The organism is Dactylosporangium sp. NPDC050588 (assembly GCF_040654975.1).
Lineage (GTDB): Bacteria > Actinomycetota > Actinomycetes > Mycobacteriales > Micromonosporaceae > Dactylosporangium > Dactylosporangium maewongense.
This window is the reverse complement of the sequence record NZ_JBFAJA010000031.1, coordinates 1-21,785: the sequence shown is the minus strand read 5'-3', so window position 1 is coordinate 21,785 and position 21,785 is coordinate 1. Positions and strand designations below refer to the sequence as shown.

General features: G+C 72.4%; 20 protein-coding genes. 14 read left to right on the top strand and 6 right to left on the bottom strand.

Going from position 1 to position 21,785, the window contains the following annotated elements; all coding sequences use genetic code 11:
- Positions 1 to 61: 61 nt before the first annotated feature.
- Genes AB0I21_RS22480 through AB0I21_RS22465 form a run of 4 tightly spaced genes read left to right on the top strand, consistent with a single transcriptional unit; the run spans position 62 to position 3,859 of the window.
- Positions 62 to 1,234: an FAD-dependent oxidoreductase gene (locus tag AB0I21_RS22480; RefSeq protein ID WP_360563819.1), complete on the top strand. Its 1,173-nt coding sequence runs from the start codon at positions 62 to 64 to the stop codon at positions 1,232 to 1,234.
- Positions 1,231 to 1,527: a (2Fe-2S)-binding protein gene (locus tag AB0I21_RS22475; RefSeq protein WP_360563818.1), complete on the top strand. Its 297-nt coding sequence runs from the start codon at positions 1,231 to 1,233 to the stop codon at positions 1,525 to 1,527. The genes AB0I21_RS22480 and AB0I21_RS22475 overlap by 4 nt, the downstream gene beginning before the upstream one ends.
- On the top strand, positions 1,527 to 2,957 hold the full coding sequence (locus AB0I21_RS22470) for an FAD-dependent oxidoreductase (protein WP_360563817.1): 1,431 nt from the start codon (positions 1,527 to 1,529) through the stop codon (positions 2,955 to 2,957). Before AB0I21_RS22475 ends, AB0I21_RS22470 begins: the two co-directional genes overlap by 1 nt.
- A gap of 11 nt (positions 2,958 to 2,968) precedes the next feature.
- The gene (locus AB0I21_RS22465; protein ID WP_344500483.1) at positions 2,969 to 3,859 is read left to right on the top strand and encodes a dihydrodipicolinate synthase family protein; all 891 of its coding nucleotides are present in this window, start codon (positions 2,969 to 2,971) and stop codon (positions 3,857 to 3,859) included.
- A 21-nt stretch (positions 3,860 to 3,880) separates the two neighbouring features.
- Here AB0I21_RS22465 and AB0I21_RS22460 read toward each other — a convergent pair whose 3' ends face one another.
- Positions 3,881 to 5,167: a YibE/F family protein gene (locus AB0I21_RS22460; protein WP_360563815.1), complete on the bottom strand. Its 1,287-nt coding sequence runs from the start codon at positions 5,165 to 5,167 to the stop codon at positions 3,881 to 3,883.
- Between the two features lie 59 nt (positions 5,168 to 5,226).
- Entirely contained in the window at positions 5,227 to 5,577 is a 351-nt protein-coding gene (locus AB0I21_RS22455) for a hypothetical protein (protein ID WP_360563813.1), read from the bottom strand.
- Between the two features lie 113 nt (positions 5,578 to 5,690).
- Here AB0I21_RS22455 and AB0I21_RS22450 point away from each other — a divergent pair, with 113 nt between their 5' ends.
- From AB0I21_RS22450 to AB0I21_RS22430, 5 genes are read left to right on the top strand one after another with little or no spacing between them, the layout of a single operon-like run.
- Entirely contained in the window at positions 5,691 to 8,303 is a 2,613-nt protein-coding gene (locus AB0I21_RS22450; RefSeq protein WP_360563811.1) for an AMP-binding protein, read from the top strand.
- Entirely contained in the window at positions 8,282 to 9,307 is a 1,026-nt protein-coding gene (locus AB0I21_RS22445; RefSeq protein ID WP_360563810.1) for an iron ABC transporter substrate-binding protein, read from the top strand. The genes AB0I21_RS22450 and AB0I21_RS22445 overlap by 22 nt, the downstream gene beginning before the upstream one ends.
- A complete protein-coding gene (locus tag AB0I21_RS22440) occupies positions 9,291 to 10,892 on the top strand; it encodes an iron ABC transporter permease (protein WP_360563809.1) in 1,602 nt (533 codons plus the stop codon). The genes AB0I21_RS22445 and AB0I21_RS22440 overlap by 17 nt, the downstream gene beginning before the upstream one ends.
- Positions 10,889 to 11,923: an ABC transporter ATP-binding protein gene (locus AB0I21_RS22435; protein ID WP_360563807.1), complete on the top strand. Its 1,035-nt coding sequence runs from the start codon at positions 10,889 to 10,891 to the stop codon at positions 11,921 to 11,923. Before AB0I21_RS22440 ends, AB0I21_RS22435 begins: the two co-directional genes overlap by 4 nt.
- Positions 11,924 to 11,942: 19 nt before the next feature.
- A complete protein-coding gene (locus AB0I21_RS22430) occupies positions 11,943 to 12,269 on the top strand; it encodes a hypothetical protein (RefSeq protein ID WP_360563805.1) in 327 nt (108 codons plus the stop codon).
- Here AB0I21_RS22430 and AB0I21_RS22425 read toward each other — a convergent pair.
- Positions 12,266 to 13,459 carry an oxygenase MpaB family protein gene (locus AB0I21_RS22425; RefSeq protein ID WP_360563804.1) on the bottom strand — a complete coding sequence of 398 codons (1,194 nt, stop codon included), beginning with the start codon at positions 13,457 to 13,459 and terminating at the stop codon, positions 12,266 to 12,268. The genes AB0I21_RS22430 and AB0I21_RS22425 overlap by 4 nt on opposite strands.
- A gap of 313 nt (positions 13,460 to 13,772) precedes the next feature.
- Here AB0I21_RS22425 and AB0I21_RS22420 point away from each other — a divergent pair, with 313 nt between their 5' ends.
- Positions 13,773 to 14,939, top strand: coding sequence for a TetR/AcrR family transcriptional regulator (locus AB0I21_RS22420; RefSeq protein ID WP_360563802.1), 1,167 nt, complete (start codon positions 13,773 to 13,775; stop codon positions 14,937 to 14,939).
- Between the two features lie 68 nt (positions 14,940 to 15,007).
- Here AB0I21_RS22420 and AB0I21_RS22415 read toward each other — a convergent pair whose 3' ends face one another.
- Complete coding sequence (locus AB0I21_RS22415; protein WP_360563800.1) at positions 15,008 to 15,997, bottom strand: LPXTG cell wall anchor domain-containing protein; 990 nt, start codon at positions 15,995 to 15,997, stop codon at positions 15,008 to 15,010.
- Positions 15,998 to 16,240: 243 nt separating this feature from the next.
- Here AB0I21_RS22415 and AB0I21_RS22410 point away from each other — a divergent pair, with 243 nt between their 5' ends.
- Entirely contained in the window at positions 16,241 to 17,956 is a 1,716-nt protein-coding gene (locus AB0I21_RS22410; RefSeq protein WP_360563798.1) for an NAD-dependent malic enzyme, read from the top strand.
- A 4-nt stretch (positions 17,957 to 17,960) separates the two neighbouring features.
- Positions 17,961 to 19,415 (top strand): class II fumarate hydratase, encoded by a 1,455-nt coding sequence (gene fumC / locus AB0I21_RS22405; RefSeq protein WP_360563796.1) that lies wholly within the window; start codon positions 17,961 to 17,963, stop codon positions 19,413 to 19,415.
- A gap of 57 nt (positions 19,416 to 19,472) precedes the next feature.
- On the opposite strand, the gene AB0I21_RS22400 is transcribed toward fumC, so the two are convergent.
- On the bottom strand, positions 19,473 to 20,111 hold the full coding sequence (locus AB0I21_RS22400) for a hypothetical protein (RefSeq protein ID WP_360563794.1): 639 nt from the start codon (positions 20,109 to 20,111) through the stop codon (positions 19,473 to 19,475).
- A 15-nt stretch (positions 20,112 to 20,126) separates the two neighbouring features.
- On the opposite strand from AB0I21_RS22400, the gene AB0I21_RS22395 reads away from it, so the two are divergent.
- Complete coding sequence (locus tag AB0I21_RS22395; protein WP_360563793.1) at positions 20,127 to 20,447, top strand: hypothetical protein; 321 nt, start codon at positions 20,127 to 20,129, stop codon at positions 20,445 to 20,447.
- A gap of 95 nt (positions 20,448 to 20,542) precedes the next feature.
- On the opposite strand, the gene AB0I21_RS22390 is transcribed toward AB0I21_RS22395, so the two are convergent.
- On the bottom strand, positions 20,543 to 20,884 hold the full coding sequence (locus AB0I21_RS22390; RefSeq protein ID WP_360563791.1) for an alpha/beta hydrolase-fold protein: 342 nt from the start codon (positions 20,882 to 20,884) through the stop codon (positions 20,543 to 20,545).
- Positions 20,885 to 20,976: 92 nt separating this feature from the next.
- On the opposite strand from AB0I21_RS22390, the gene AB0I21_RS22385 reads away from it, so the two are divergent.
- Positions 20,977 to 21,630 (top strand): hypothetical protein, encoded by a 654-nt coding sequence (locus AB0I21_RS22385; RefSeq protein WP_360563789.1) that lies wholly within the window; start codon positions 20,977 to 20,979, stop codon positions 21,628 to 21,630.
- Positions 21,631 to 21,785 lie beyond the last annotated feature (155 nt).

Sequence of the window (21,785 nt, the reverse complement as noted above, 5' to 3'; positions counted from 1 at the left end):
TGTGGTCGTCAGTGGTGTGTGACATATTACTGGCGTGTCGGATATGGCTCGTGGAGCCGATGTGGTGGTGATCGGCGCCGGGATCATCGGCGCCGCCTGTGCCTTCGCCGCGGCACGTGCGGGCCTGCGGGTGGCGGTGCTCGATCGGGGCCCGGTCATCGGCGGCACGACGGGCGCGGGGGAGGGCAACATCCTCGTCTCGGACAAGGGCCCAGGGGCGGAGCTCGACCTCGCCGTGCTGTCCAGCACGCTGTGGCGGCAGTTCGGCGCCGAGCACGGCGACGCCATCGAGTACGAGCCGAAGGGCGGCCTGGTGGTCGCGGCCGGCGAGGCCGACATGCGGGCGTTGCGCCGGTTCGCCGCCGAGCAGCGAGCCGGCGGCGTGCAGACGCAGGTCGTCACGGCGGACGACCTGCCCGAACTCGAGCCGCACCTGGCCCCGGGACTCGCCGGCGGGGTCCGATACCCGCAGGACGCCCAGGTGCAGCCGATGCTCGCCGCCGCGTTGCTGCTGCGCCTCGCCCGTGACCGCGGAGCCACCATCCACCCCGACACTCCGGTGATCGCGATGCGTCGTGACGGGCACGGACGGGTGATCGGCGTCAGCACGCCGGGCGGCACGATCCCGGCGGGGTCCGTGGTCAACGCAGCTGGCGTCTGGGCAGGCCAGATGGCCGCGCTCGCCGGTGTACGGATGCCGGTGCTCCCGCGACGCGGATGCATCCTCGTCACACAGCCGCTCCCGGCGATCGTCCGGCACAAGGTGTACGGCGCCGGCTACACGACCGACGTCATGAGCGACGCCACCGACCTGCAGGTGTCGCCCGTCATCGAGGGCACCCGCGCCGGCACCGTCCTCATCGGTGCCAGCCGGGAGCGGGTGGGGTTCGACCGCGCCATGCCGATACCGGTGCTGGCACGGCTCGCCAGACACGCGACGGAGCTGTTCCCCGTGCTCGCCGACGTCTCGGTCATCAGGGCCTACCTGGGCTTCCGGCCGTACATGCCGGACCACCTGCCGGCGCTGGGAGCGGACCCCCGGGTGCCGGGACTGCTGCACGCGTGCGGCCACGAGGGCGCCGGGATCGGACTCGCCCTTGCCTCCGGCCACCTCATCGGCCAGGTGCTCACCGGCGCCGAGCCGACCCTCGACCTGTATCCGTTCCGGCCCGACCGGTTCAGCGACCCGGCGGACGGTGCGCGCACCGGTGCGCCCACCGAGGAGGCGACGTGAATCCACCACCCGAGCCCTGGCGGCTCGTCCATGCCGATCCTGATCCGCCCTTCGAGATCATCGTGGACGACCAGCCGGTGCGCGCCGTCCCGGGACAGACGATCGGCGCCGCGCTGTGGGCGGCCGGGGTGCGCAGCACCCGGCACACGCGCGGCACCGGCCGCGGTCGGGGGATGTTCTGCGGTATCGGGATCTGCTTCGACTGCCTGATGACCGTCAACGACGGTCCGGCGCTGCGCGTATGCCAGATCGAGGCCCGCCCCGGCGACGTCGTGCGCACCGGGACCATGTGATGCCGACCTATGACGCGGTCGTCATCGGCGCCGGTCCGGCCGGCATGTCCGGCGCCCACACCATCGGGCAGGCGGGTCTCCAGGTGGCACTCGTCGATGCCGGACCGCGCCTGGGCGGGCAGTTTCACCGTCACCCGCCGGCCGCGTTCCACGCCACCCGGCCGCAGGCGCTGCATCACGGCTGGCGGCACTTCTGCGCATTCCGCGATCGCCTGGCCGATCTCCCCGGAGTCACCCACCTGCCCGATCACCACGTCTGGTCGGTGGAACAGGCGGACGGCCTGATCACTGTGCGTGCCGTAACCGACCTGCGCCGACCCGTGGGCGTCACGATCCGCGGGCGGGCGCTGCTGATCGCCACCGGTGGCTACGACCGGCAACTGCCGTTCCCCGGCTGGGATCTCCCCGGAGTGCTCACCGCCGGCGCAGCGCAGGCGCTGCTCAAAGGAAATCTCGTGCTCGCGGGCCGGCGGGTGGTGGTCGCGGGGTCGGGACCGTTCCTGCTGCCGGTCGCCGCCGGGCTGGGCCGGGCCGGCGCCACCGTCGTCGGGGTCTACGAGGCTGCGCGTGTCAGCCGGTTCCTGCGCCACGCGACGACCCTCGCGCAGAACGCCGGCAAGCTCGTCGAGGCCGCGAGACACCACGCGACACTGCTGCGCCATCGCATCCCGATGCACAGCGGCTGGGCGGTCGTCGCCGCGCACGGGGACACACATCTGGCCGCGGTGACGGTCGCGCGACTGGACCGTGCCGGCAATCCCGTGCCGGGCACCCGGCGCCGCGTGCCGTGCGACACCCTGGCGATCGGCTACGGGTTCACGCCGCAGACCGAGCTGCTGGTGCAGCTCGGTTGCGCCACGCGGGTCGACGTCGACGGCAGCGTGGTCGCCGACGTCGACGCCGGGCAGCGCACGAACGTGCCGTCGGTCTACGCCGCCGGCGAAGTGACCGGGATCGGCGGCGCGGCACTGTCCGAGGTGGAAGGCGTCATCGCCGGCCTCGCGATCCGAGCCGGCGTCGGGAAACCGGGCAGGGTGCCCCGCCGGTTGCTGTCCCGCCGGACCGCACTGCGCCGCTTCGCCGCCGCCATGCATGACGTCTACCGGGTCCCTGCTGGTTGGGTCGGCTGGCTCACGCCGGAGACGATCGTCTGTCGTTGCGAGGAGGTCCCCGCCGAACGCGTGCGCGCGGCCGTCGAGCAGGACGGCGCCACCCAGCCGCGGACCGGGAAACTGCTCACCCGAGCCGGCATGGGCTGGTGCCAGGGCCGGGTCTGTGCCCACGCGGTATCCACGCTCATCACCCACTTCGGAGGACGGCCGGCGTCGCCGGCCGATCTCGCGACCTGGGCCAACCGGCCCATCGCTCAGCCGGTGCCGCTGCGCCTGCTCGCAGACGCCGCACCAGATCTGTCCGCACCCCAACCCTAGGAGAACCCACCATGGCCACCACACCCTGGCGCGGTGTCGTCGTCGCGACCGCCCTGCCGTTCCGGGATGACCTGTCCGTCGACCTGGACGGCTACGCAGAGCACGTGCGCTGGCTCGCGCAATCCGGCTGCGACGGTGTCGTCCCCAACGGTTCCCTGGGCGAGTACCAGGTGCTCGACGAACGCGAACGCGCCGACGTGGTGCGCGCCGCGGTCGCCGCGGCCCCGGACGGATTCTCCGTCGTGCCCGGCGTCGCCGCCTACGGCGCTCGCGACGCGCGGCGCTGGGCCGAGCAGGCGGCGGAGGCCGGAGCGCACGCGGTGCTGCTGCTACCTCCCAACGCCTATCGCGCTGACGAGCGTGCCGTGCTCGCGCACTACGCCGAGGTGGCCAAGGTGGGCCTGCCCGTCGTGGCGTACAACAACCCTTACGACACCCGCGTCGACCTCACCCCGGAGCTGGTGGCGCGACTGCATGCCGAGGGCTCCATCGTCGCCGTCAAGGAGTTCAGCGGTGACGCGCGTCGCGGCTATCAACTCGCCGAGCTGGCCCCCGACCTGGACGTGCTGATCGGCACCGACGATCTCGTCGTCGAGATGGCCCTGGCCGGAGCGACCGGCTGGATCGCGGGCTTCCCCAACGCGCTGCCGGAAGCCTGTGTGCGACTGTTCCGAGCCGCGGTCAGCGGTGACCAGCACACGGCACTGCCGCTCTATCGGACGCTGCACCCGCTGCTGCGCTGGGATGCGAAGACCGAGTTCGTCCAGGCGATCAAACTCACCATGGACCTCACAGGACGCCACGGAGGCGCCTGCCGCCCTCCCCGCATGCCGCTGCTGCCGCAGCACGACGGGGAGGTCCGGACGGCCGTCGAACACGCGCTCGCGGCAGGCATGCGATGACAGTCGCCGCACCAGTCGCGGCTACCCGGCGGGGCGTGCGGAGGTCCACAGGTCGTCCCCGTCGTCGTCGCGCCACGGGTCGTCGTCCGGTGGTGTGGCGGCCGCCGGTCGCTCCGGTTCGGGTGCCGTCTGCCGCTCCACCGAGATGAGCACGGCGAGCGCGGTGGTGATCGGCACGGCGGCGACGATGCCGATCGTGGCCACGACGCTGCGGACGACTTCCTGGGCGAGGAACTCGCTGGTGATCGTCTCCGCGAAGGGTTGGTTGCCGGCCGCGATGAGCAGCAGCACCGGCAGCGACGCGCCGGCGTAGGCGAGGACCAGCGTGTTCACCACGGCGGCGATGTGTGCCCGGCCGACGCGGGTCGCGGCGCGGTACACCTGCCGCCGGGTCATGCCGGGGTCGGCGGCGGCCAGTTCGCTCACCGCCGCGGCCTGGGTGACGGTGACGTCGTCCAGCACGCCGAGCGAGCCGATGACGATGCCCGCGAGCAGCAGTCCGTGCAGGTCGACGGCCTGGAAGAACATGGCGAGGGTGGTCGCGTTCTCGCCGCCGTTGCCGGTGAGGTGGGTCAGGTCGACCGACCACACGCCCAGCACACCGGTGAGGACGAGGCTGGCGAGCGTGCCCAGGACCGCCACGGAGGTGCGCACCGAGATGCCGTGGGTGAGGTACAGCACGGCCAGCATGATCGCCGCCGAGCCGGCGACCGCGACGGCGAGGGGCGGCTGACCGGCGGCGATGGCGGGCACGACGAACAGCAGCAGCACGGCGAAGCTGACCCCGAGCCCGGCCAGCGCCGCGAGCCCGCGCCATCGGCCGAACACCACGATCACGAGGGCGCCGAGGAGGGCGAGCCAGATCAGGGGCTTGCCGCGCTGGTGGTCGATGATGGTGTACTGCTGGGCTTCCGGCCCCTCTGGCGTGTCGACGAGCAGCATGACGACCTCGTCGCCGACCGAGACGCGCGGCGCCTGCGGCCCGTCGGGCAGCGGGGTCCGGATGGTGCGGCGGGCGTCGGGTCCGTCCTCGACGCGGACCTCCACCGTGCCGCACCGGCTGGTGACGATGCCGGTGGGGGTCTGGACGATCTCGTCCGGGGCGCAGGCGCGCTGCTCGACCCGGGTGACGGTGCCGAGGTGGCGCCTGCCGGTGTCGCCGTCCACGCGGGCCGGCTCGGCGCGGGGCCAGAGCACGGCGATCGCCGCCAGGGTCGCGGCGATCACCGGCAGCATGACGGCGATGATGATGACGCGGATGCGCCGCGACGCCGCCGGTCCGGTGGCGTGGTCGTGCCCGGTTCCCATGCATGTTCTCCTGGAGCAGCTGCGTGATCTCGGTGCTGAGGCGTGCGGTGCCTCTCCGATCAGCGCAGCCACACCTGCAGCAGGGCACGGTCGACCGCCGAGCGCGGCCCCGCCGATCCCGGCGGTTGCGCGCCGGCGGCCGGCGGCGTGAGCTCGTGGCATCGGGCGGTGCCGGCATCGACGGCCGGCGGCGCCACCGTCCGGGCCGAGGAGTGGTCGGCGATCGGGCGTTCGGAGGCCTGCGCGGCACCCGACGGGTTCGACGATGCGCAGTCATCGGCGGTGGCGACCAGTTCGGTCACCGCGGGCGCGCGCTCCGGCAGCAGCACGACGGGGTGGACCGTGTAGCCCACGACGCTCAAGGCGAGCAACAGCCACAACAGCGGCTGCCAGCTGCCCTGATGACGCATCGGATGCCTTCCTCGAGTACGGAGTGGCTGCCACCGTACCTGAAGGCCGCGGGCGCGGTGATCGTTTGCCCACCGCTCGACACCCGCGAATAGTTAGGTTAGCCTCACCAACTATGCCTCTGTTGGATCCCCGGCAGGTGCGCGCCACCTACCTGGTGACCGACACGGCCGGCGCGCATCACCCTGCCCTGATCGACCCCGCCGGATGCCTCGGCTACGGGGAACTCGCCGATCGGGTGGCCGTGCTCGCCGCCGCCCTGCCATCAGCACAGGCCGGCCGGCGACTCGTGCACGTGCCGCTGGCCCCGGACCGCGACCTGGTGCTCGGATATCTGGCGGTGCTGTCGGCCGGGCACGTTGCCCTGATCACCCCGCCCGAGCACCGGTCGATCACCGCGGTCTACCAGCCCGACCTGTGGCTCCACCCGGACGGCACCTTCGAGGCCGCGACGCCGGACAGCGACACCGACGCACCGCGGCACCTCCTGCACCCGGACCTGGCGGTGCTGCTCAGCACGTCGGGCAGCACCGGCTCACCCAAGCTGGTCCGGCTCAGCCACGACAACGTGCTCAGTAACGCCGAGGCGATCGCGTCCGCGCTGTCGATCACCCCGGCCGACCGCGCGGTCACCTCGCTACCACTGCACTACTGCTTCGGGCTGTCGGTGCTGCACGCCCAGCTCCGCGCCGGTGCCACCACGGTGCTGCGGCCCGGGTCGGTGACCGACCCCGGCTTCGCCGACGACCTGCGCCGCGACCGGGTCACCCTGGTCGCCGCCACCCCGCACGTGGTGGACCTGCTCGACGTCCAAGGCGTGCTGGAGCATCAGCCCTCGCTCCGGCTGCTCGCCCAGGCCGGCGGCGCGTTGCCGCCCGAGCGGGTGCGGGAGCTCGCCGCCCGGGGCCGCGCGGCCGGCTGGGGCATGGCGGTCATGTACGGCCAGACCGAGGCCACCGCACGGATGGCGGTGCTGCCACCAGAGCTGGCGGAGCGATACCCCGACGCGGTGGGATGGCCGATCGCCGGATCGGCGTTCCGGCTCGACCCGGCCGGCGTCGACGAGCCGGTGACGGCACCGGCCGCACCCGACGGCCCGGTCGGCGAGCTGGTGTTCACCGGCCCGGGCGTCATGCTCGGATATGCCGAGCACCCCGACGACCTGGCCCTGGGGCGGACACACAGCGAGCTGCGGACCGGCGACCTCGCGCGGATCGACGCCGACGGACTGGTCCGGATCGTCGGCCGCCGGTCCGACTTCGTGAAGATCATGGGCATCCGCATCGACCTCGGCCAGGTCGAGCGCTCCCTGCGCGGCCACGGTCTGCGGTCCTGCGTCACGGGCCGCGACGACCAGCTGCAGGTCACCTACCGGCGCGGCGAGCAGTCGCCCGACCAGGTCCGCGACCGGGCAGCGCAGGTCTCCGGTCTCAGCCGGTCGGTGATCTCGGCCCGCGCCGTCGACGAGCTCCCGCTGCTGCCCAACGGCAAACCCGACCGCCGGCGCAGCGCGGACCTGCACGTCACCGAGACCTCCGGCCAGCAGGCAGAAACGGCCGCCGCGGTGGTCGCGGTGCTGGAGCCGCTGGTTGGCAGCGACGGCGTCGACCTCGACCGGTCGTTCGTCGAGCTCGGCGGCGACTCCTTCAGCCACGTCGTCGCGTCCGTCGGCCTGACGCGGCTGCTCGGCGACCTCCCGCCCGACTGGCACCACCGCCCGGTCCGCGACCTGGTCGCGCTCGCCGACCGGCGGCCGCCGTCGCGCTGGTGGAGTCCGCTGGTGCAGCGGGTCGACACGACCGTCGTGCTGCGCGGCGTGGCCGTGGTGACGATCTGCGGCAGTCACGTCGGCCTGTTCCGGCTGGCCGGCGGGGCGCACATCCTGCTCGCGGTCGCCGGCTTCCTCTTCGCCCGCTACGTGCTCACCTCGCCGGCGACCGCGGAGCGCGTGCGGCGAAGCGCCCGGATCGCCGTCGGGGTCGCCGTCCCGGCGGTGACCGTCACCGCGGTGATGCTGCTCGGGTTCGGGACGGTCCACTGGTCGAACGTCGCGCTGGTCCACTGGCTCGTCCGGCCGCAGGCCTCCAACAACTTCTGGTTCGTCGAGGCCTACCTGGTGATCGTGGCCGTCACCGTCGCGGCGCTGGCGGTGCCGCGGCTGCGGGCCGCATACGCCGCCGACGCCTGGCGCACCACCATGGTCGCCTTCGTGGTGCTGCTGGTGCCCCGCTACGTGGTGATCGCGCTGTTCGACGGCCCGCTGCGTGGCCTGCCGGGCACGGTCGCGTGGCTGTTCGTGGCGGGTGTCGCGATGGCGGTGGCCGACAGCCGGAAGCGCCGGTTGGTCACGACCGCGGTCGCGGTGGCCGCCGCCGTCGGATTCTTCCCCGGACAACCCGCACGCAACCTGGCGATCATGCTCGGGCTCACGCTGCTGGCGCTCGTGCCCGCCCTCCCGGTGCCGCGGCTGCTCGTCCGCCCGCTCGGCGCACTGGCGGCCGCCTCGCTGCACATCTACCTCGTGCAGTTCCAGGTGTTCGCGTTCTTCGCCGCGCCGATCCTCAAGTTCGCGGTCGCGATCGCCGCCGGCCTGGGGTTCTGCGCGGCCGGCAACCACGTCCTGCACCGGCGGCTGCCGCCGCTGCCGCCGGTCGAGGTCATCCGCCGTCGCATGGCGGCGAGGCAACTCGTGAGAGAGGACATGACATGCGTCGACGCACGTTCCTGACCGGCCTGGGGGCAGTCGGGGCGGTGAGCCTGGTGGGGTGCGGTTCGAAGTCCGAGGACGGCTACGTCGCCGACCCCGGTTCGTTGCAGGTCTACTCCGCCCAGCACGAGAACCTCACCAAGGCGTGGGCCGAGGCGTTCACCGCGGCGACCGGCATCAAGGTGCAGATCCGCAAGGGCTCCGACGCCTCGATGGGGCACCAGATCGTGGCCGAGGGCTCCGCGTCGCCCGCCGACGTGTTCCTCACCGAGAACAGCCCGGCGATGACGCTGGTCGAGCGCAACAAGCTGCTCGCCCCGCTCAACGAGGAGACCCGGCGGCAGGTGCCGGCCAACCTGACGCCGTCGTCGCAGGTGTGGACCTCGATCGCCGCCCGGTCCACGGTACTGGTGTACAACACCACCAAGCTCGACAAGGCCGGCCTGCCGAAGTCGCTGATGGACCTCGCCGGGTCGCAGTGGAAGGACCGCTGGGCGTGCGCCCCCGGCGGCGCGGACTTCCAGGCCATCGTCGCGGGCATGCTCGCCGGCCAGGGTGAGCAGAAGACCACCGAATGGCTGGCCGGCCTGAAGTCCAATGCCCGGGCGCTGCAGAACAACATCGCCACGATGAAGTCGGTCAACGCCGGCGAGATCGAGTGCGGCGTGATCTACCACTACTACTGGTACCGGGACCAGGCCGGCACCAAGGAAGGCAGCGGCAACACGGCCCTGCACTACTTCCGCAACCAGGACCCCGGCGCGTTCGTGTCGCTGTCCGGCGGTGCCGTGCTCGCCGGGTCGAAGAAGCCGGCCGAGGCCCACCGGTTCCTGGCCTACATCACCAGCGAGGCCGGGCAGCGCGTGCTGGTCGACTCCAAGTCGATGGAGTACGCCGTGGGCAACGGCGTCGCGTCCGCGTCCGCGCTGCCGCCGCTGGACAGCCTGCAGGCGCCGCCGGTCGACCCCTTCACGCTCAACTCCGACAAGGTCAACAAGCTGATGACCGATGCCGGCATCCTCTGACCTCCGCGAGCCGCCCGCCGCGGCGCACGACGTGCCGGTGCCGTCCCGGCCGGCCGTCCGCGCCCGCCGGTCCACCCGGATGCCGTGGCTCGTCGTGGCGGCCGCGGTCCTGGTCGCGGCCGTGATGATCCTGCCGGTCCTGGTCGTGATCGGTCAGGCGGCCACCAGCGGCGACGAGGTGTCGCGGCTGCTGCTGCGGCCGAGGACGGCCGAGCTGCTCGGCAACACGATGCTGCTGGTCCTGCTGACCGTCCCGATCACCGTGCTGCTCGGGTGCGGTGCGGCCTGGCTGGTGGAGCGGACGACCCTGCCGGGCGCCGGCGCGTGGCGCACGCTGCTCCTCGCGCCGCTGGCGATCCCGGCGTTCGTCAGCAGCTACGCCTGGACGTCGGTGCTGCCGTCGGTGCAGGGTCTGGGCGGCGCGGTGTTCATCACCGTCCTGGCCTACTACCCGTTCGTGTTCCTGCCGGCCGCGGCCCTGCTGCGGGCCCTCGACCAGGGACACCTGGACGCCGCCCGGTCGCTCGGCGCGTCCGGTCCGGCGGCGGTGCTTCGGGTGGCGCTGCCGCAGCTGCGTCCGGCCATCACCGGCGGCGCGCTGCTGGTCGCCCTGCACCTGCTCGCCGAGTTCGGCGTCCTGCAGATGATGCGGTTCCCCACCTTCACCACGGCGATCCTGCAGCAGTTCGCGGTCGGGTTCAGCAACGCGGCCGGCAGCATCCTCGCCGCCGCGCTGATCGTGCTCTGCGTCGGGCTGCTGGCCCTCGAGGTGCCGCTGCGCGGCCGCGCACGGATCGCCCGGGTGGGCTCCGGCACCCGGCAGCGTCCGGTCGCGTACCGCCTGGGCGCGTGGACCGTCCCCGCGTCCGCCGCCCTTGTCGGGCTGGTCGGCCTGGCCCTGGTGGTGCCGCTGGTGCTGGTGCTGCGCTGGTTGGTGCGGGCGATGACGTCCGGCGCGGTGGTCGCCGGTCCGCTGCTCGCGGCGACGGGCTCGACCGTCGGCCTCGCGGCGCTGGCCGGCCTGACGGCGGCGGTCATGGCGCTCCCCGCCGCGTGGCTGCTGCACCGGTACCCGTCCCGCCTGGCGACCGCGCTGGAGCGGGTCACGTACCTCGCGAGCGCACTCCCCGGGGTGGTCATCGGGCTGGCGCTGGTGACCCTCGCCGTGCAGTGGGCCCGTCCCGTCTACCAGACCACCGCGCTCGCCGTGCTGGCCTACACGGTGCTCTTCCTGCCCCGCGCCATGGTCGCCTGGCGGTCCGGCCTGGCCGCGGCCCCGCCCGAGCTCCTCGAGGCGTCGCGGTCGCTCGGGGTGTCCGGTCTCGGGACCCTCATCCGGGTCGTCCTGCCGCTGGTGCTGCCATCGGCGGTGACCGGATTCGTGCTGGTCTTCCTCGCGACGTCGACCGAGCTCACCGCGACCCTGCTCCTCGCCCCGACCGGCACCGAGACCCTCGCGACCGCGTTCTGGTCGGCGAGCGACGAGTTGGATTACGTCGCGAGCGCCCCGTACGCTGCGGCGATGATCGCCCTGTCCGCCCCGCTCACCATCCTGCTGCGCCGGCAGATCCTGGACCAGCGGTGAGCGGCGCGGGCATCTCCGTCACCGGGCTCACCGTCGGCTACGGCGGCCCGCCGGTGCTGGACCAGGTCGACCTGCGGGTGCGCGCGGGCGGCATCACCGCCGTGCTCGGCCCCTCCGGCAGCGGCAAGACCACGCTGCTGCGGGCGATCGCCGGGTTCATCCGCCCCGACCGCGGGCGGATCGAGGTGCGCGGCGAGGTGCTGACCGACGGACCGGCGCTGGTGGCTCCGGAGCGGCGCGGCATCGGCTACGTCCGCCAGGACGGCGCGCTCTTCCCGCACCTCGACGTCACCGGCAACATCACCTTCGGGCTGCCACGGGCCGAGCGGCGCCGGGCGGCCCAGGTCGAGCCGCTGCTCGAGCTCGTCGGGCTGTCACCGGACCTGGCCCGCCGCCGGCCGGACGAGCTGTCCGGCGGGCAGCAGCAGCGCGTCGCGCTCGCCCGCGCCCTGGCCCGGGAACCGTCGGTGGTGCTGCTCGACGAGCCGTTCTCCTCGCTCGACACCGCGCTGCGCGCCGCGACCCGCGAGGCCACCCGCGCCGCACTCGCCGAACGGGGCGCGACCACCGTCCTCGTGACCCACGACCAGGGCGAGGCCCTGTCCTTCGCCGACCAGGTGGCCGTCATGTTCGACGGCCGGTTCGCCCAGGTCGACAGCCCGGCCGGCGTGTATGCCGCACCGGCCACGCCCGAGGTCGGCCGGTTCCTCGGCGACGCGATGCTGCTGCGCGGCCAGGCCGGCGGCCGGACCGTCCACTGCTGTCTGGGGCAGCTCGACCTGGCCGAACCGGCTACCGGCGACGTCCTGGTGATGGTGCGACCCGAGCAGCTCGTCCTGCGCGAGCCGTCCGGCACCACGGCGACGGTCGCGTCGGTGACCTACCACGGCGCCGACGCGATGGTCCGCCTGGACCTGGCCGGCCAGAGCACCCATCTGGTAGCGCGCGTCCCCGGCGACCGGACGCCTCGCCCGGGCGACGAGGTGGGCGTCGCGGTGCCCGCACCCGTCCGCTCGTTTCCCCGACGCTGACCCGTTCTAAGGTGGGCCGGTGCGCCTGGACCATCCCGACGACGACGAGCAGCGGGCGATCTTCGAGGAGCTGCTGGCGTCGGTCTCCACCGGCGGCGGGATCTACTCCTGCAACGGGCTCGACATGGAGACCGAGGAAGCGCTCTGGGCCATCGCCCGCGCCTACCCCGCCGTCACCGACGACCTGGTCGCCGCCGCCCGGGCGGCGTTCGCCGGTCAGCTGGACGGCTCCCACGCGGCCGCCCGCCGGGCAGCGCTGGTGAGGAAGTTCGACGAGCTGAACCGGCGCCGTGCTGCGGACGCCGGGGGGAGCCGGGAGGGTCTGCCTCCCGGCTCCCGCGACTAGGGCCGGTTCCCGGTGGGGATCGTGATGAGGGTGGTCGTGCCGGAGGCGCCCTTGTTGAGGAACAGCATCGCCAGCGCCCGGATGAACTGGTCGAACATGTAGAAGGTGGCGGGCGCGATCGGGATCAGCCCTTCCCGGAACGCGATGTAGGTGGGCCAGGCGGTGCGAATGAGGGTCGCCGCCGCATAGTCGCGCGGCAGGCGCAGCCAGTCGCCGATCTCGTTGCTGAGCACGTACCGGACGAACTCGTTGAGGAAGCCGCGGGTGACGCCGAGGTCGATCTGCGCGGTCAGCCCGAGCAGGTCCTCGGCCAGCTCCTTGCCCTCCTGCGTCGGGGCGAGGATCGGGGTGAGCGCCGACGCCGACTGCGCGTATGCGGCGGCCCACGTCTGCGGGATGAACTCGTCGCGCACGCCGAGCAGGTGCATGGCGACCTGCCACTGGTGCAGGAAGGCGGTCTCCTCCGCGGCCGTCATCCGGACCTTCCACTCCTTCAGCTTCTTGTGCACGAAGGTGCCGAGGCTGTGGAAGGTGACCAGGATGTCGCCGTTGCTGATCGGGATCCCGCCCGGCTCGTTGGCGACCGCGCGCCACTGCGGCGACTGCGGCAGCAGATGCCGCACCGCGGCGTGCACCAGGCGCGTCTTGTTGGCGGTGACCACGAACTGGCCGTTGGGCTCGAACGCGGTCAGCTCGCTGAGGTCGTAGCCGAAGGTGAACGTCTTGGCCGCGCGGTCCTGCATGTTGGCGCCGCCCGCGGACCAGTACACCGACTTGGCCTCACGCGGGATCACCGTGCTCATGATGCCGCTGCCGAGCCCGTACAGCATGAACAGGTAGGTGTCCTTGCGCCGGTTGAAGTCGGCGGCGAGACGCAGCTTGCTGCGGTCGGCCCAGGAGGGCAGCGTGTTGACCTGCTGCAGGTAGGTGCGGAGGTTGGCCGGCAGGCCGCTGGGCAGCGCGTCGCTGTTGTTCACCCAGGACCGCATCGCGGTGTTGACCGCTGGGACCTGGCCGTTGTCGAGCAGACCGGCGACCAGCTGGTCCACTTCGTCGTCCCAGGCCCACCACGGGTCGGTGCCCGCGGCGGCGGGCGCTGCCGCGGCCGGGACGGCGCCCACCGCGCTCACCAGGCCGAGCGCGACGCCGAGGGAGAGGACGCTCCGTCGGTTGAGGTTGAGATTGCTCATTTACTTACCCCGGTTCCGTGAAGGCATGGGCGCTGCTCATGCAGGGGCTAAGCAGTGGCGGACAGCGACAACCTTACGGAAGTCGATGTGTGATTCTCCGTTAACATACGAAACAATCCGCCGGTCGGCAAGGGCGTCTGCGCAGTGAATCTCCGCCGCGCCGGAGGGCAGCCGTCGCCGCCGGTACCGTGGCCGACGCCCGGTCATGTGTCAGGATCGGCGGCATGCCATGGGACATCGCCGTGCCGCTGCGGTGCGGACCCCTGACCGGCGTGTCCGGCGGGCTCCCGCACACGCCTGGTCGGTCGCCGCTGTGACCACCGAGTCGACCGCGGCCGTCCGGCCCCGCAACCGCAAGCAGCTCGTCATCGAAGCGGCCGGCCGGATGTTCAGCGAACGGGGTTACCACGCGGCGTCCATGGAGGAGATCGCCGCCAGCATGGGCATCACCGCGGCTGCCCTCTACCGGCACTTCCCGAACAAGTACGCGCTGTTCGCCGAGTGCGCGAACGTCATGGCGGACCGGCTCGTCGCCGCGCTCGACGAGGTGCCCGCCGAAGCCTCCCTGGCCGACGTCCTCGCCGCCGCCGCCCGGGTCACCGTCGCCCATCGCGCGTCGGGCGGCGTGTACCGATGGGAGGCCAGGTACCTCGAGCGCGGCGACCGGCAGGCGCTCAGGGCGAAGTTCGCGCACGTGGTCGCCCGGGTGGCGGACGCGGTCCAACGCGAGCATCCGCTCCCGGACGAGCACCTGCGGGCCGTCGCCGCGCTCGGCGCGATCGGGTCGATCACGATGCACCACACCGCGATCGCGCAGCGCCGCCTCGAAGAGGTGCTGGTCGGGTCCGCCCTCCGCGTGGCCGCGACCGACCCGGCGGCGGCCACCGGCATCGCGCGCCTCGTCGACCTGCCCGCCCAGCCCGTGGCGCGCACCCGGCGCTCGGAGATCCTCGCGGCCGCCATCCCGCTGTTCGAGCGGGACGGCTTCGCCACCGTCACGAACGGCAGGATCGCGGAGGCCGTCGGGCTGGTCCCGTCCGCGATCTACCGGTACTTCCCCGGCAAGGCCGACATCCTGGCCGCCGCCTGCCTGCAGGCGGCGGGGCTGCTGGCCCAGGCGGTGGAGCAGAACCTCCGCGGGACGGCCGACCCGCACGACGCGGTGGTCGCGCTGACCGCGACCTACGTGGCGTACAGCTTCGAGCACACGGCACTCACCAGCGTCGCCAACGCCGAGCTCGCCGGCCTGCCGGCCGACCTGCAACGGCCGCTGGTCGTCGCGCAGCGGGAACACATCGCCGTGTGGGAGCAGCAGCTGCGGTCGGCGCGTCCGGAGCTCGACTCGCGCCAGGCCCGGGTGCTGATCCACGCCGGCTTCGGCGTGGTGGTCGAGGCCGGACGCAGGCTGCGCTGGCGGGACAGCCCGGAGCGCCGGGACGCCGTCGCCGCGCTGCTCATGAGTGCGCTGGGCATCCGGTGAGCCGCCGGTCGCGGCGGTGCCGGTGTCGCTCGTGTGCCGGCTCCGCCACCGCCGCGATCGTCCGACGCTCAGCCCGTACGGAAGCGGCGGCGGGCGCCGACGAGCAGCAGGCCCGCACCGGCGGCCAGCAGCAGCCCGCCGGACACGGCGAGCAGGCCGACGTCCGTCCCGGTCTTCGGCAGCGCCGGGACCGGTGAGACGCTCGCAGCCGGAGAGGTCACGGCCGGGGAGGTCGGGGCCGGCGTCGTCGCGGCCGTGGTGCCGACGGTGAGCTTCACCTTGGTGTCCTTGTTGGTGTACCGGTTGGTCGGCGTCAGGACGAGCTCGACCTCCGACCGCTTCGCCGGCACGGACAGGCGGATCGTGAACGTGTCCTGCGCGCCGGCCGCGAACGGGCCGGTGCGGTGGATCTCGCAGCCCTTCTCGGCGGGGATCCGGCCGCTGCCGGTGCAGGCGGGCGACACGGCGCGCACGCCGCCCGGGGTGTAGGCGACGAGGTAGTACTGGCCGAACGTGAAGCTGCCGGCGTTCGTGACGCGGACGGCGACGTGGACGTGCCCGTCGCTGACCGGGCCGGCCTGTGCGGACAGGCGCAGCGGCCCCTTGTCCGGCCACGCGACCACGAAGTCGTTGCGCCTCCCGAGCGTGCCGTCCGGTGCCATGCCCTGCAGGTGGCCCAGCGTCGACACCTGGAAGACGGGCTCGCCGGTCGTCGAACGGATCTTGATCCCGACCGTCTTCGGGTTGCCCACGTTCGGGGCGACGGTGCCGGCCGAGCAGATCCAGGTGCCAGCCTTCGTGCCGGCGTCGCACTGGCCGGGCTCGACGGTGACCGAGCCCGTCGGCAGCTCCAGGACGAACCGCCCCTCGAGCGCGCTCGCGCCGCTGTTGATGACGCCGATCTCGGCGACGCCCGACGGGGTGTACGGGTCGCCGGAGAGGCCGACCTTGCCGGAGATGGCGTCGATCGGCCCTTCCGCCGGAGCGGCCGCGGCGGGCGAGACGAACAGGGCGGTGGCGGCGAGCGCGACAGCGGCGGTGCCGATGCGAAGCAGCACGGTGATCTCCTCATGACGATGTGTGGATGTCGGACACATCGATCACGCCCGGACTTGAGGGGCCGGTTGTCGAACCGCGTGTCGAGCAGCGGACACAACCAAAACGCCTTGTGGCTTCAACCGGCCCGGCAGGAGGCGCCGCGACCAGCCCGCCGCGATGCTCCGCCCGGAGGTGTACTCGGCAGACAGGGGGTAGTGGACCGGCGGTTGTGAACGTGACTGAGCAGACTCGGAGGCGTTTCGATGACCGCAGGCACGCGGGTGGCCGCGAAGCGGAAGTTCCGGTCGGAGAACGGCACATACGTCACCACGGCCCGTGGCGCGGAGGTGCTCGGCACACCCCTGCTGAACAAGGGCACGGCCTTCACCCACGAGGAGCGCACCGCGCTGGGGCTGGAGGGGCTGCTACCGCCGGCGGTCCTGTCCCTGGACGACCAGGTGCGGCGGGTGTACGAGCAGTACCACCGCCAGCCTTCCGACCTGCACAAGAACGTCTTCCTGGCCATGTTGCAGGACAACGACGAGGTGCTGTTCTACCGGCTGCTGGCCGAGCACCTGCGCGAGATGCTGCCGGTCGTCTACGACCCGACCGTGGGTGAGGCGATCAAGCGGTACAGCCACGAGTACCGCCGCCCGCGCGGGGTGTACCTGTCGGTCGACGAACCCGACCGGGTGGAGAAGGCGCTGGCCGACACCGGGCTGGGTGCCGACGACGTGGACCTGATCGTCGCCTCCGACGCCGAGGAGATCCTGGGGATCGGCGACTGGGGCTCCGGCGGCATCGACATCGCGGTCGGCAAGCTGGCCGTCTACACCGCCGCGGCCGGCATCGACCCGGGCCGGGTGATTCCCGTCGCCCTCGACGTCGGCACCGACAACGAGGAACTGCTCAACGACCCGGACTACCTCGGCAACCGGCACGCCCGGGAACGCGGGCGACGCTACGACGAGTTCATCGACGCCTACGTGCGGGCGGCGACCAAGCTGTTCCCGAACGCGCTGCTGCACTGGGAGGACTTCGGCCCGAGCAACGGCCGGCGGATCCTGGAGCGCTACCGCGACCAGGTGTGCACGTTCAACGACGACATGCAGGGCACCGGCGCGATCGTGCTCGCCGCGGCCCTGAGCGCCGTGCGGGTGGCCGGCACCCGGATGCGGGACCAGCGGATCGTCATCTTCGGCTCCGGCACCGCCGGGGTCGGCATCGCCGACCAGCTCCGCGACGCGATGGTCCGCGACGGCGCGGACCGGGACGCCGCGATCCGGCAGATCTGGTGCGTCGACAAGCAGGGGCTGCTGACCGACGACATGACCGACCTGCGCGACTACCAGACCCTGTACGCCCGACCGGCCGGCGAGGTCACCGCCTGGCGGAGCGACGGCCGCATCGGGCTGCGGGAGACCGTCGCGAACGGCAGACCGACCATGCTCGTCGGCACCTCGACCGTGCACGGCGCGTTCACCGAGGCCATCGTCAAGGAGATGGCCGGGCACGTGGACCGGCCGATCATCTTCCCGCTGTCCAACCCGACGGAACGCATCGAGGCGATGCCCGACCAGCTCATCGCGTGGACCGCAGGCCGCGGCCTCGTCGCCACCGGCATCCCGGTCCCGCCGGTCACCTACCAGGGCGTCACCTACGGCATCGGACAGGCGAACAACGCCCTGCTGTACCCCGGGCTCGGCCTCGGCGCCATCGTCGCCAGGGCCAAGCGGATCAGCGACGGGATGTTCGCCGCCGCCGCCGAAGCCGTCGCCGGCCTGGTGGACGTGAGCACACCCGGCGCGTCGCTGCTGCCGCACGTGGAGAACCTGCGGGACGTGTCGGCCACCGTCGCGGCCGCCGTGGCGCAGCGGGCCGCCAACGAGGATCTGGCCCGTGCCGAGCTCACCGACCCGGCACGGCAGGTACGGGATGCGATGTGGCAACCGGAGTACCGTCCGGTCAAGGCAGGGTGACGAGATGGCCGAACCCAAGCCCGCCGACCGTCGCGTGCCCGAGGTGCGCGACGTGCCGATCGGCATCGACGCCACCGGCACCCGCACCGAAACCGACTCGCTCGGCCCGGTCGCCGTCCCGGCCGACCACTACTGGGGCGCGCAGACCCAGCGCTCCCTGGTGCACTTCGACATCGGCGACGACCGCATGCCCAAGGCGGTCTACCACGCCTACGGCTACGTCAAGAAGGCCGCGGCGATCGTCAACGCCCGCGCCGGGCGGATGCCGCAGTGGAAGGCCGACCTGATCGCACGGGTGGCCGACGAGGTGATCGCCGGCAAGCTCGACAGCGAGTTCCCGCTGTACGTCTGGCAGACCGGCTCCGGCACCCAGTCCAACATGAACGTCAACGAGGTGATCTCCAACCGCGCGATCCAGCTCGTCGGCGGGCAACTGGGCAGCAAGACGCCGGTACACCCGAATGACGACGTCAACATGGGCCAGTCCTCCAACGACACCTTCCCCACCGCCATGCACATCGCCGCGGTCGTCGCGATCGAGGAGCGCCTGCTACCGGCGCTCGCCAGGCTGCACGACGCCACCGTGGTCAAGAGTCGCGAGTGGGCCGACGTCGTGAAGATCGGCCGGACACACCTGGAGGACGCCACCCCGCTCACCGTCGGCCAGGAGTGGTCCGGCTACGCCGCCCAGCTCGAGGACGCCGTCGAACACCTCGCCTCGACCAGGCGGGGGCTGTACCGGCTGGCGATGGGTGGCACCGCCGTCGGCACCGGCCTCAACGCCCCGACCGGCTTCGGCGAGGACGCCGCCGCGGTGATCGCGGAGCTGACCGGCCGGCCGTTCGTCACCGCGCCCAACAAGTTCGCCGCCCAGGCTTCCCTGGACCCGCTCGTGCGCACGTCGGCCGCGCTGCGCGGGATCGCCACGGCGCTGTTCAAGTTCGCCAACGACATCCGGTGGCTCGGCTCAGGACCGCGCACCGGCCTGCACGAGCTGCTCCTGCCCGCCAACGAACCCGGCTCGTCGATCATGCCCGGCAAGGTGAACCCGACCCAGGCCGAAGCGATGCTCATGGTGTGCGTCCAGGTGCTCGGGTCGGACACCGCCGTGGCCATCGGCGGCAACGAGGGCAACTTCGAGCTCAACGCCTTCCGGCCCGTCGTCATCAGCAACGTCCTGCACTCGATCCGCATCCTCGCCGACGCCGCCGAGCACTTCCGCGAGTTCCTCGTCGAAGGCGTCAGGCTCGACCGCGACCAGCTGCGGCAGAACGTGGACCGCTCGGTCATGATGGTCACCGCGCTGTCGCCGGTCATCGGCTACGACAAGGCGTCCGAGATCGCGCACCTCGCCATCGACGACGGCCTGTCCCTCAAGGAGGCGGCGCTGCGGCGCGGCGTCAGCGACGAGATGTACGAGCGGATCGTCGTGCCCGAGGACCTCACCCACGCGGGTTGACCGTGCTTTGCTCTTGGCTTTTGCTCTTGGTCGCGGCCTGACGGGCGCGTCGGTGGCTCAGATGGCGAGCGCGCCGACGAGCCGGTCGCCGGCGTGGTCGTGCAGGACGCTGATGACCGGCGCGACCGGGATCCCGGCGGAGGTGAGATCGGCGGCGACGAAGCCGATGCCGTCGCGCATGGCCCGCCGGTGCACCGAGGGGCGGCGCAGCAGCTCGCCCCGGTCGACCGGCACGACGACGAGCGCCTGGCGCCGGGCGGCGCCGACCCGCCGCACGGCGACGCCCCGCAGCTGCGGCCACGGGTAGCTGTCGACCTCGATGACGGCGCGGGGGTCACCGGCCTGCGGCGACCGGCGGTGCAGCGTCAGCCAGGTGACCCGCCGCGCCTGGCCCCGGCTCAGCTGGACGACCGCGACGACGATCCCGACCAGGCCGATCCCCGACAGGAAGGCCATCGTCCACTTGCCGTCGTCGCTGACGTCCCAGAACGGGAAGAAGTACAGGCAGACCGCGGACAATGCGACGGCGGGCACCGCCCAGCCGGCCGCCCGCCAGCGGCCCTCGGACTCCGGGTCGCCGGCCAGGACACGGATGCCGGCCTCGTCGATGTGCAGCCTGGTGCGGCGCGACAGCCGGCCGATACCGGCGAACGCCCCCGTGACCAGCAGGGCGCCGGGGACCGCGCCGGGCCCCACTCCACGGGGTACGTGATGACGACCCGCGACGGCGACATCGACAGCGCCCGCGTGGCCTCCTGCCGCACCCTGCCGAGGGTCGCGGCGACCAGGTCCACGACGGGGACGCTCTGCTCACCGAGCAGCAGGTTACGGTCGTCGACGCGGCGCTTCGGGTTCGGCTCGCACGACTCCGGCACGAGCCGCGCCTGCCGCTGCGCCGCCCGTCCCGTCAGGATCTGCCCGTTGGCGCCGACACAGACGGTCGACGGCAGCAGCGGCGACCCGTCGAACAGCATGGGCCGGACCCTGCCGTCGGGATACGAGAGCATCGCCACCGTGTTGGAGGTGCCGTAATCGATAGCCAGCCACGAATCCGCGAACGCGTTCCCCGCCACACGGCGAAGTGTAGGGCGCCCGCCCCCCGACGAACGTGTGGAAACCAGCGCCGTTCAGTGGAGGCCGCCTGAGGCGCAGAAGACCGCGCCGTAGATGTCGGGATGGCGCAACCCCATGGCCAGCGCGAGTTCCGCACCGGCCGAGACACCGAACACCGCGGTTCGGCCGGCTGGCAGCCGGACGGCCAGGCGGGTCGCCGCCCATCGCCGGACGTCCTCGACGAAGAACTTCTCGTGGGCCGCGAACCGTTGCGGGTCGAAGGCGACCTCGGCCGTGCTACGGCCCGGTGAGTACTCGTGCAGCCGCACCGTCTCGTCCTCGACGCGGCGCGCGCCGATGATCATCGTGGGTGGCAGGTCGGCAGCCTCCAAAACCTCTCCCCACGACGTGATCAATTGCCCGTCGCCGGCGAAGACGACCGCCTCGGCCGCAGCACGCGGACTTGTCCGGGTCAGTTGGGTCTGTGTGCCGTGCCATGATCGACGTCATGAGTGACTGGCTTCGGTTCCTGACTGAGGTGTCGTGGTTTCTGGAGCCCGGCCAACCGGTCACGGTCGGCGAGCCGCTGCCCTGGATCCGCGGACCTGTCGATGGCTTGCCTCAGTTGAGCAGGCTGTTCGCGACGGCGACATGCACTCCGGTGACCGTCGCGAACCATACCTACGAGCTGCTGGCGTGGGGTGAGCCGGACGAGCGGTACGGATGGCTCGGCCACCCACCCCGCAAGGTCGACGACGCGGTCGCTCCGATCCACAACCGCTTCTGGCAGGCCTGCGGAGGCATCGTCGAGCGATTCGGGGAACCGAGCACTTGGTGGACCAACCAGGACGAAGTGCTGACCGCCGCAGCGGCAGAGGTCTGCCCCGTCGAGGCCCTCGCCGACTACGCATGGATCTGGCAGGACCAAGGCCTGCAGGTGCCCGACGTCGAGGAGTACTACGTCGTCGCCATCGAGGCCAACGGCAACCTGACTCTGGCCCACCGCCGCGACGGCCGGCTTCTGCTGTTCGCGCCCGACCATGCGTTCGGCGGCGTCACGCCCTTGGCCGGTTGCCCACCGTACTCGCTGCTCACCATAGACGCGGCGCCTGATCTTACGAGTTGGATCGAGGTGTGCGCCGCGGCCTGGCAGGATCGGTGAACGGACAGCCTCGCGCTCGTTCAAGGTACCTTACCCGGTGGGCCACGGCGGCATGGCAGGATCGCGGCATGGCGATCATGGATCAGGACGAGTTCTGGGCAATCGTCGATCGCGCCCGTGAGGGCGTCGATGACACCCGAACCGCCGAGGGTTCC